Annotated in this window: 8 protein-coding genes and 2 tRNA genes; 8 read left to right on the top strand and 2 right to left on the bottom strand. The window is 71.7% G+C overall.

Going from position 1 to position 9,478, the window contains the following annotated elements:
* The 5 genes from GTW67_RS33960 to GTW67_RS33975 all read left to right on the top strand — a co-directional run.
* Positions 1-405, top strand: a 405-nt coding sequence (locus tag GTW67_RS33960; RefSeq protein ID WP_161168578.1) for a histidine phosphatase family protein, incomplete at its 5' end; no start/stop codon positions are given.
* Between the two features lie 132 nt (positions 406-537).
* Positions 538-610, top strand: a tRNA-Ala gene (locus GTW67_RS33965).
* Positions 611-823: 213 nt separating this feature from the next.
* Entirely contained in the window at positions 824-997 is a 174-nt protein-coding gene (locus GTW67_RS37265) for a hypothetical protein (RefSeq protein ID WP_202438065.1), read from the top strand.
* 3 nt (positions 998-1,000) lie between these two features.
* Positions 1,001-1,234 carry a hypothetical protein gene (locus GTW67_RS33970; protein WP_003976229.1) on the top strand — a complete coding sequence of 78 codons (234 nt, stop codon included), beginning with the start codon at positions 1,001-1,003 and terminating at the stop codon, positions 1,232-1,234.
* A 130-nt stretch (positions 1,235-1,364) separates the two neighbouring features.
* A tRNA-Ala gene (locus GTW67_RS33975) sits at positions 1,365-1,437 on the top strand.
* A gap of 55 nt (positions 1,438-1,492) precedes the next feature.
* Here GTW67_RS33975 and GTW67_RS33980 read toward each other — a convergent pair.
* Together GTW67_RS33980 and GTW67_RS33985 are read right to left on the bottom strand one after the other, a co-directional pair.
* Complete coding sequence (locus tag GTW67_RS33980; RefSeq protein WP_161168579.1) at positions 1,493-3,106, bottom strand: NADH-ubiquinone oxidoreductase-F iron-sulfur binding region domain-containing protein; 1,614 nt, start codon at positions 3,104-3,106, stop codon at positions 1,493-1,495.
* On the bottom strand, positions 3,103-4,374 hold the full coding sequence (locus GTW67_RS33985; RefSeq protein ID WP_161168580.1) for a ferric reductase-like transmembrane domain-containing protein: 1,272 nt from the start codon (positions 4,372-4,374) through the stop codon (positions 3,103-3,105). Before GTW67_RS33985 ends, GTW67_RS33980 begins: the two co-directional genes overlap by 4 nt.
* Before the next feature lie 517 nt (positions 4,375-4,891).
* On the opposite strand from GTW67_RS33985, the gene leuS reads away from it, so the two are divergent.
* The 3 genes from leuS to GTW67_RS34000 all read left to right on the top strand — a co-directional run.
* Positions 4,892-7,771 carry a leucine--tRNA ligase gene (leuS, locus tag GTW67_RS33990; RefSeq protein WP_161168581.1) on the top strand — a complete coding sequence of 960 codons (2,880 nt, stop codon included), beginning with the start codon at positions 4,892-4,894 and terminating at the stop codon, positions 7,769-7,771.
* 163 nt (positions 7,772-7,934) lie between these two features.
* Positions 7,935-8,669, top strand: a complete 735-nt coding sequence (locus GTW67_RS33995) for a hypothetical protein (RefSeq protein WP_161168582.1) — start codon at positions 7,935-7,937, stop codon at positions 8,667-8,669.
* Positions 8,670-8,762: 93 nt separating this feature from the next.
* Positions 8,763-9,478: DegV family protein (locus tag GTW67_RS34000; protein WP_161168583.1), on the top strand; the 716-nt coding region annotated here is incomplete at its 3' end.

The raw sequence follows: 9,478 nt of genomic DNA on the forward strand, positions 1-9,478 counted from the left end.
TCGGAGGAGGGCCTGCGGGAGACCTACGCGGGCGTCTGGCAGGGCCTGACGCACGAGGAGATCATCGCCCGGTACGGCGAGGAGTACGCGGCGTGGAAGCGCGGCGAGCCCGTCCGCCGCGGCGGCGGTGAGCTGGAGACCGAGGTGGCCGACCGCGCCGCCCCCGTGGTGCTCCGGCACGCCGACAAGCTCCCCGAGGACGGCACCCTCGTCGTGGTCAGCCACGGCGGCACCATCCGCACCACCATCGGACGCCTCCTCGGGCTGGAACCGCACAGCTGGGAGAGCCTGGGCGGCCTGACCAACTGCTGCTGGTCCGTCCTGGGCGAGGGCGCCCGCGGCTGGCGTCTGCTGGAGCACAACGCCGGCACCCTGCCGGAACCGGTGCTCGGCGACGACGACTGAGCCGGCTGCCGAGCCGCCGCCGGCGGCCCCGGGACCCGGATTTCACTTTCCGGCAGGTCGCAGGCTAAAGTTCTTCTTGTTCGCCCCGCCGAGCGGGGCGAAACACCACACGGCAGCGCCGAGTGGCAGCAAGGGGCTATAGCTCAGTTGGTAGAGCGCCTGCATGGCATGCAGGAGGTCAGGAGTTCAATTCTCCTTAGCTCCACAGCCCACGGACGAATCCCGTCCCCCTCGGGGGGCGGGATTTTTCGTTGCGTCCGCGGTTGAGCAACCGCGCCCCCACGGGCGTATACGTCGGTGAGGCCCCGCGAGGGCTCCGTGTCCGGACCGGTACCGAGGCGTCGCTGACCGTGTCGGCCCGGTCGTGGCAGAATCAAACGGCCGGAAGGGGACCGCGGCCCGACGGGAGGGAGTGGCGATGCCTGCGAGCATCCACGAGGAGGTCGGTCACCTCCTCGGCGGAGCGGTGGCACGGAACACGGTCACCCGTCTCAGCTGCCCTTCCTGCGGTTCCGCGCACGTCGCCCAGGTCCTCGGTGACAACGGTGGCATCTCCTACGTGTGCACGGCCTGCGGCCACAGCTGGAGCTGACCGATGGGTGCACACAGGCGGAAGTGCGACTGGTGCGGCAGCGGCACCCCCATCGTGCGGGACATGGAGCCGGTCAACCCGGACTACCAGTACTGGTGCGAGGAGTGCGCGCGGGCGCTGATCATAAAAGGCGACCCGATCGAGACGTACCGCGAACTCGAGGGCGAGCCGATCTACGGCCGGCTCCTGGAGGAGCACTGCACCCTCAAACGGTTCTACTCGTTCGTGACGGCGTAGCGGCCGACCAGGCGTAACGACCGCCACAAGAGGGCGAAACGGGCAAACGGGAAACGATTTGGTGTTGGGCCCGGTGGACCGTGTAATGTTGGCGTCGCCGCCGGGGAAACCGGGCGGATCGCAGGAACAAGGGGCTATAGCTCAGTTGGTAGAGCGCCTGCATGGCATGCAGGAGGTCAGGAGTTCAATTCTCCTTAGCTCCACAGGAAAACCCCCCGGATCATCGATCCGGGGGGTTTCTTCGTGTCCGGCTCCCGTTCAGCGTCCGAGCGCCCGGCGGCCCCGGCCCTGGGAGAGCACCGGCAGATTGGCGCGCGTCGACGGCGCCTGCCCCCGGGTGTCCTCCTCGATGCGCAGGGCGAGCGCCGGGCAGCGGCGCACCGCCCGCACCGCCTTGGCCTCCGCGAACCGCGGCACGTCCGCCTGCGCCACCGTCGGGAAACCGTCGGCGCCGAGCTCGAAGACCTCCGGGAGGAGGTCCGCGCACAGGCCGTGGCCCCGGCACAGCGTCCAGTCGACGTAGATCTTCTGGCGGCTGGGGCCGTTCTCCTCCCCGCCGCCGCCCGGGACGCCCGTCGGGGACATGCCGCCCTCGAAGAGCGGCAGGACGCCCTCCACGGGCCGTCCGCAGCCGTTGCCGAGGACATGGGCGGCGAGGTCGTCCGTGAACGCCTTGACGGTCGACTCCAGGAACATCGCCGAGCCGTCCGGGTGCGAACAGGCGCCGCGCCGCTTGACGTTGCGGGCGACCTGCTTGAGCGCCTCCAGGGCGGCCGGTCCGCCGCCGTTCAGGATGTCCTCCATGCCGCGCGCCGCGGCCGGCAGGCCCAGGTAGCAGGGGCCGCACTGGCCCGCGCTCTCCTGCGCCAGCCACTGGGCGACCCGCAGCGACTCGCCCAGCGGGCAGGTGTCCTGACCGATCGGCAGGATCGCGCCCGCGCCGAGCGAGCCGCCCACCTGCTGGAGCGAGTTGCGGGAGACGATCGCCTCGTCGACGGTCGCCGCGTCGATCCACTTGCCGTGGTAGCCGCCGGTCAGCACGCCCTGCGGCACCGGTGGGGCGCCGGCCAGCTGGAGGACGTAGCGCAGCGGCACGCCGGTGGGCACCTCGATCACCATCGGGCGGGCCACCGCGCCGGAGACGGTGAGCATGACGGTGCCCGGCTCGTCGTACAGGCCGGTGTTGCCGTAGCGCTCGGGGCCGATGCGGGCGGCGATGGCGAGCTGGGCGAAGGTCTCCGCGTTGGACAGCAGCGTCGGGGCGCCGCCGACGCCGCTGCGGGACGCGCTGACCTTGCGGCCGGGCGGGATCGCCGGGCCGCCGTCGATCGAGCGGATCAGGGAGGCCGCCGCGCCGGTGACCATGCGCACCGGGTTGCGCTGCACGCGGGCGCGCAGGGCGGAGCGGCGCCCGTTGCTCAGGCCGCGCTCGGCGAGGGCGGCCTCCATGGAGCGCTGCGTGGACTCCCGGGTGACCCCGATGACCAGGGTGCGGGCGCCCATGGCCTCGGCGCACAGCAGCGCGCCGTCCAGGATCAGGTGCGGGGCGCGGTTGATCAGCACCGTGTCCTTGCGGCAGGCCGGTTCGTCCTCGCTGCCGTTGACGACGACGACCGGCCGCACCCCGCGCTTGATCGCCGCTTCGGCGACCGAGCGCAGCTTCTTGTGGAAGGGGAAGCCCGCGCCGCCGCGGCCCCTGAGGTTGATGCGTTCGGCGAGCTGGGCGAGCTGTTCGCCGCCCAAGGGTTCGAGCGGCCCGTGCACCTTGAGGTGCATGGGCAGATCCAGTCTTTCGACAAGGTCGAAGCCCGACGTGAGCTGGGGAAGACCGACCACGCGGACTTCGGGGACGTCGGGCAGGGCCTCGTTCACCAAGTGCCTCCGGAAGGCGTGTTCCAAGGTTCGCCCGAACCCGGTGCGTCGAAGTCGCGGGACCTGGAGGACGCACCGGGGGCTGGTTCAGTGGCGGGACCGCTGTTGTACGTGTCGTGCGGGTAGTACGTGCCGTAGGGGCCGTTTGTCTCACCGGTGTCGTACACGTCACTCCCGCCGTAGCCGGACGCGCCCGGATTGCCGTAGGCCGGGATGGTGTGTCCGGTGTCCTGGAGGGGGTCGTAGGCCGACGGGGGCGCCTCGCCGACCGGGGGCGGGGACGGGACCGGCCAGCTGCCCGAGGTGCTCGCGCCGCTGTCGATCAGGGGCATCGCCTCGGTGGGCCGCAGGTCCGTCGGCAGCTCGGCGGAGACGGTCCGGTCGGCGGTCAGCGGCCGCTGCCGTGCCCGGGAGGGGCCGGAGACGGCACGGTAGGCCGCGGCGAAGCCGTTCGGCGGCTCCTGGGGCGGCGGAGCGAGGCGTTCCGCGGGCTCGTACAGCGGCGCGGACGGACCCCGCGGCGTGGACGGGCCTCGCGGCGTGGACGGGCCTCGCGGTGAGGGGGCCTCGCGGCCCTCCTGGCCCGGCAGTGCGGCGCCGGCCGTCGCCCGGGTCCGGAACTCCGCCGGCTCCTCCCGGGCCGCCCGGCCGTCCGTGCCGAGGAACCCGGTGATCTTCTCGGCGACCCGGCGCTTGACCCGGCCGGGGGCCGCGCGCAGTGCCAGGGCGGCCATGACGCCGAGCAGCGAGAGGCCGTAGAGGACCATGAAGACGGGCTTCGCCGCGCGACCCGCGTAGAGCCCGTGCAGCAGGGCGGCGCACCAGGCCGGGTAGGCCAGCATGTGCATGGCCCGCCAGCGGGCGGCCACCGGGGCGGGGGAGGCGAAGCGGTTGCGCAGGGCGCCGGTGACGCCCACGAAGATCATGAGCATGCTGGCCAGGGTGCCGAGGCCGATCAGGAAGGCCCTGCCGCCGAACTCCTCGTCCTCCGTCGCCAGCAGCCCGAACGGGATCACCGCGGCGACCCAGGTGGTGTGGTCAAGGAGCAGCTTGACCACGATGTGGATCACGAGGAACACGATCGAGGCGACGGCGGTGCTCCGGTGCACCGCCTGGGCCAGGATCCGCCGGCGCGCGTCGAGGACGATCCGGTCCTGGGCGACCAGTCCCCAGATCACCGAGCAGCTCAGGAAGACGAGGGAGAGGACGCCGGCGCCGAAGTTGAGGAATTGGGCGAAGGTGTCGTCCGCCGTGCTGTCGTTCGTCACCGCGGCACACCTCCGCGCGTCACGGCGACGGGGGAGGGGGACGGAGGGTTACTGCGGGGGTCGTGCAGGGGAGGGTTCATGGGGGCAACTCCGAAGCGGTTCGGGAAGGCGGTCCCGCAGCCGCACTCTAAGTCGCGCTGTACTCATCAGTATGAGGTTTGAGTTATTGCGTTGTTATCAAATGACAATGCGCCCGTTGTGATGCCCCTTAGTGGTCGTTACGCGAAGTAACCTTTGACCTTGGTTCAGGTTTCGCGCCCATCCCGGCGCGATTCCGGGGTCCCGGGAAGCCCGTCGCGGCCCGATCGGCGTCTGCGGTACCCTGACGCCATGCGTGCCGTACGCCTTCTGCTTAGCGAGCCGCGCTGATCAGTCCCGACCCCGGTCACAGTCCGGTGGCCGGAATCGGCGCGGCGTCCCCTCCTGTGCGAGGGGATTTTTCATTTCCCGGCATCGCAGCCGCTGGTCATGGATGTCGCAGCCGCTGGCAGAGACGATCGATGGAGCTTTGAGGATCATGAGCGAGACGAACCCCGCGGCGACCGCCCCCGTGTCGGCGGACACCGCGCCGCACCGCTACACGGCTGCCATGGCCGCCGAGATCGAGGCACGCTGGCAGGACTTCTGGGACGCCGAGGGGACGTACGCCGCGCCGAACCCCAAGGGTGACCTGGCGGGCGACCCGGAGCTGGTCGCCAAGCCCAAGAAGTTCATCATGGACATGTTCCCGTACCCCTCCGGTGCTGGCCTGCACGTCGGCCACCCCCTGGGCTACATCGCGACCGACGTCTTCGCCCGCTTCCAGCGGATGACCGGCCACAACGTCCTGCACACCCTGGGCTTCGACGCCTTCGGCCTGCCCGCCGAGCAGTACGCCGTGCAGACCGGCACGCACCCGCGCGTGTCCACCGAGGCCAACATGGAGAACATGAAGGTCCAGCTGCGCCGGCTGGGCCTGGGCCACGACAAGCGGCGGTCGTTCGCCACGATCGACCCCGAGTACTACAAGTGGACCCAGTGGATCTTCCTGCAGATCTTCAACTCCTGGTACGACGCGGAGGCGGGGAAGGCCCGCCCGATCGCCGAGCTGGTCGCGCAGTTCGCCGCCGGTGAGCGCACGCTGCCCGGCGGCCGCTCCTGGAACGAGCTGACCGAGGCCGAGCGCGCCGACGTCCTGGGCGAGTACCGCCTGGCCTACGCCTCCGACGCGCCCGTCAACTGGTGCCCCGGCCTGGGCACCGTGCTGGCCAACGAGGAGGTCACCGCCGACGGCCGCTCCGAGCGCGGCAACTTCCCCGTCTTCAAGTCCAAGCTGCGCCAGTGGAACATGCGCATCACCGCCTACGCCGACCGGCTGCTGGACGACCTGGACGCGCTGGACTGGCCCGAGGCCATCAAGTTGCAGCAGCGCAACTGGATCGGCCGCTCCGAGGGCGCCCGCGTCGACTTCCCCATCGACGGCGAGCGCATCACCGTCTTCACCACCCGCCCCGACACCCTGTTCGGCGCGACCTACATGGTGCTGGCGCCCGAGCACCCGCTGGTCGAGAAGTTCACCCCGGCCGCCTGGCCCGAGGGCACCCACGACGTGTGGACCGGCGGTCACGCGACGCCCGCCGAGGCCGTCGCCGCCTACCGCGCGCAGGCCGCCGCCAAGTCGGACGTCGAGCGCCAGGCCGAGGCCAAGGACAAGACCGGCGTCTTCATCGGCGCGTACGCGACCAACCCGGTCAACGGCGTGCGGGTCCCGGTCTTCATCGCCGACTACGTCCTGATGGGCTACGGCACCGGCGCGATCATGGCCGTGCCCGCCGGTGACCAGCGCGACTTCGAGTTCGCCCGCGCCTTCGAGCTGCCGATCACCTGCATCGTCGAGCCGACCGACGGCCGGGGCACCGACACCTCGACGTGGGAGGACGCCTTCGCCTCCTACGACGCGAAGATCATCAACTCCTCGAACGACGAGATCTCCCTGGACGGCCTGGGCGTCGTCGACGCCAAGGCGCGCATCACCGAGTGGCTGGAGCGCACCGGCACGGGCGAGGGCACCGTCAACTTCCGGCTGCGCGACTGGCTGTTCAGCCGCCAGCGCTACTGGGGCGAGCCCTTCCCGATCGTCTACGACGAGGACGGCATCGCCCACCCGCTGCCCGAGTCGATGCTGCCGCTGGAGCTGCCCGAGGTCGAGGACTACTCCCCGCGCACCTTCGACCCGGACGACGCCGACACCCGCCCCGAGACGCCGCTGTCGCGCAACGAGGACTGGGTCAACGTCACCCTGGACCTGGGTGACGGCCCGAAGAAGTACCGGCGCGAGACCAACACCATGCCCAACTGGGCCGGCTCCTGCTGGTACGAGCTGCGCTACCTGGACCCGCACAACGACCGGCAGCTGGTCGACCCGGAGATCGAGCAGTACTGGATGGGCCCGCGCGAGGGCCTGCCGCACGGCGGCGTCGACCTGTACGTCGGCGGCGCCGAGCACGCCGTGCTGCACCTGCTGTACGCGCGCTTCTGGTCCAAGGTCCTGTTCGACCTGGGGTACGTCTCCTCCGCCGAGCCGTTCCACAAGCTGTTCAACCAGGGCATGATCCAGGCCTACGTCTACCGGGACAGCCGCGGCATCGCGGTGCCCGCCGCCGAGGTCGAGGAGCGCGACGGCGCCTACTGGTACCAGGGCGAGAAGGTCTCCCGGCTGCTGGGCAAGATGGGCAAGTCCCTGAAGAACGCGGTCACCCCGGACGAGATCTGCGCCGAGTACGGTGCCGACACGCTGCGCCTGTACGAGATGGCGATGGGCCCGCTGGACGTCTCCCGGCCGTGGGACACGCGCGCGGTGGTGGGCCAGTTCCGGCTGCTCCAGCGGCTGTGGCGCAATGTCGTCGACGAGGACAGCGGCGAGGTGACGGTCGCCGACGCCGAGCCCGACGAGGACACGCTGCGGGCGCTGCACAAGGCGATCGACGGGGTCCGCCAGGACCTGGAGGGCATGCGGTTCAACACCGCCATCGCCAAGGTCACCGAGCTGAACAACCACCTGACGAAGTCGGGCGGCCCGGTCGCCCGCTCCGTCGCCGAGCCGCTGGTGCTGATGGTGGCGCCGCTGGCCCCGCACGTCGCCGAGGAGCTGTGGCGCCGGCTGGGCCACACCGACTCGGTGGTCCACCAGGACTTCCCGGTCGCCGACCCGGCGTACGTCGTGGACGAGACGGTGACCTGCGTCGTGCAGATCAAGGGCAAGGTCAAGGCCCGGCTGGAGGTCGCCCCGGCCATCTCCGACGAGGAGCTGGAGAAGGCGGCGCTGGCCGACGAGAAGGTCGTGGCCGCGCTGGACGGCGCCGGGATCCGCAAGGTCATCGTGCGGGCGCCGAAGCTGGTGAACATCGTCCCGGCGTGACCACCGGCTGCTGCGCGGCTGGGGGCTCGGGGTAGTCCCCTACGGGCAGGTTCGGGGTTCTGATGGAACCCCGGGCCTGCCCGCTGCGTTTACCGTGGAAGAGCGGCGCGGTGGGCGCCGCGGCCTGCCCGGTGGGCGGCCGTACGGTCCGAGGAGGAGCTTCGTGGAAGCAGTGATCACAGTCTTCGCCGTGCTCTTCCTGCTCGCCGTCGTGCTGGGCGTCTACGCCACCGTGAAGGCGGTCGGCGCCGCCAAGCGCACCGTGGACCGCGGCATCACCCAGGCCCGCCGCACGGTCGAGGACCACACCCTGCGCGCCAAGTCCTTCGTCCAGGTGGGCCCGGCGGCGGAGCTCGCGCAGCTGCGGCTCACGCTGCGCACGTCGATGCGGGCCACGCAGGACGCGCTGCACGCGGGCGTCGCCGAGGACGAGTCCCTGAAGGAGTCCCTAGCCCTGTTCGAGCGGCTCAGCGCCCACGGCTTCGAACTGGACGGGGAGCTCAGGCGCCTGGAGGCCGAGCCCGACCGCGCGACGCTGGCCGAGCGCCTGCCCACGCTGCGCGAGCGCACGGAGCGCATCACCCGGTCCGCGGAGTCCCTGCGCTGGGCGGCCCGCGACCGCGCCCGCCACTTCGCGGACGACGACCTGGACTCGCTCAGCGCCCAGATCGACGTCGAGTCCGGTGCCCTGCGGCACTGGACGCGGAGTGAGCCCGCCGCCGCGCCGCAGTCCTGGCCCGAGGCTCCGGAGGCCGACGCCCCGGCCGCCCGGCAGAGCTGGCCCGAGCCGCCGGGACAGGACGAGGCCCGGGAGCCGGCGCGGCCCGCCATCACCCCGCCCGGCCCGCGGCCCGTGCACCCCTGGCAGAAGCAGGCCCGGCCGGAGAACACGGCCTGAGCGGGGTCGTCGCCTTCTGGGTGTCACCTCGCGTTCGCCCGGTCGTCGGGGCCGGTCTGCCCGACGGGCACTACGCCAGGTAACCTCCAGCTCATGTCCCGCCATGTCGCGATCGTCACGGATTCAACGGCCTACCTCCCGGCCCGGACGATGGAACGGCACGGCATCACCGCGGTACCCCTGACGGTGGTCCTGGGAGACCGGGCCCTGGAGGAGGGCACCGAGATCTCGACCCGCTCGCTGGCCCAGGCGCTCCAGAAGCGGCGCCCGGTCACCACCTCGCGCCCCAGCCCCGGACTCTTCGCCGAGACCTACCGGAAGATCGCCGAGTCGGGTGCCGACGGCATCGTCTCCCTCCACCTGTCCGCCGAGCTCTCCGGCACCTACGACGCCGCCGTCGTCGCCGCGCGCGAGGCGCCGGTCCCGGTGCGGGTCGTGGACACCGGGATGATCGCGATGGCCCTCGGCTTCTGCGCCCTCGCCGCGGCCGGGGCGGCGGAGTCGGGCGGCACGGTGGACGAAGCGGTCACGGCGGCGGAGAAACGGGCCGCGGGGACGGCCGCTTACTTCTACGTCGACACCCTCGACTATCTGCGCCGCGGGGGCCGGATCGGGGCGGCGCAGGCGCTGTTCGGTTCCGCGCTCGCGGTGAAGCCGCTGCTCCAGCTGGGCGGGGGCCGGATCGAGCCGCTGGAGAAGGTGCGCACGGCGTCGAAGGCGATCGCCCGCCTGGAGGAGATCGTCGCCGACCGCGCGGGCAGTGCTCCGGTCGACATCGCCGTCCACCATCTCGCCGCCCCCGACCGGGA

This window comes from Streptomyces sp. SID5910 (genome assembly GCF_009862125.1).
GTDB lineage: Bacteria > Actinomycetota > Actinomycetes > Streptomycetales > Streptomycetaceae > Streptomyces.

Coding starts and splice junctions, on each gene's coding strand:
- leuS (WP_161168581.1), top strand. CDS start 4,892: ATGAGCGAGACGAACCCCGCGGCGACCGCCCCCGTGTCGGCGGACACC.
- GTW67_RS33970 (WP_003976229.1), top strand. CDS start 1,001: ATGGGTGCACACAGGCGGAAGTGCGACTGGTGCGGCAGCGGCACCCCC.
- GTW67_RS37265 (WP_202438065.1), top strand. CDS start 824: ATGCCTGCGAGCATCCACGAGGAGGTCGGTCACCTCCTCGGCGGAGCG.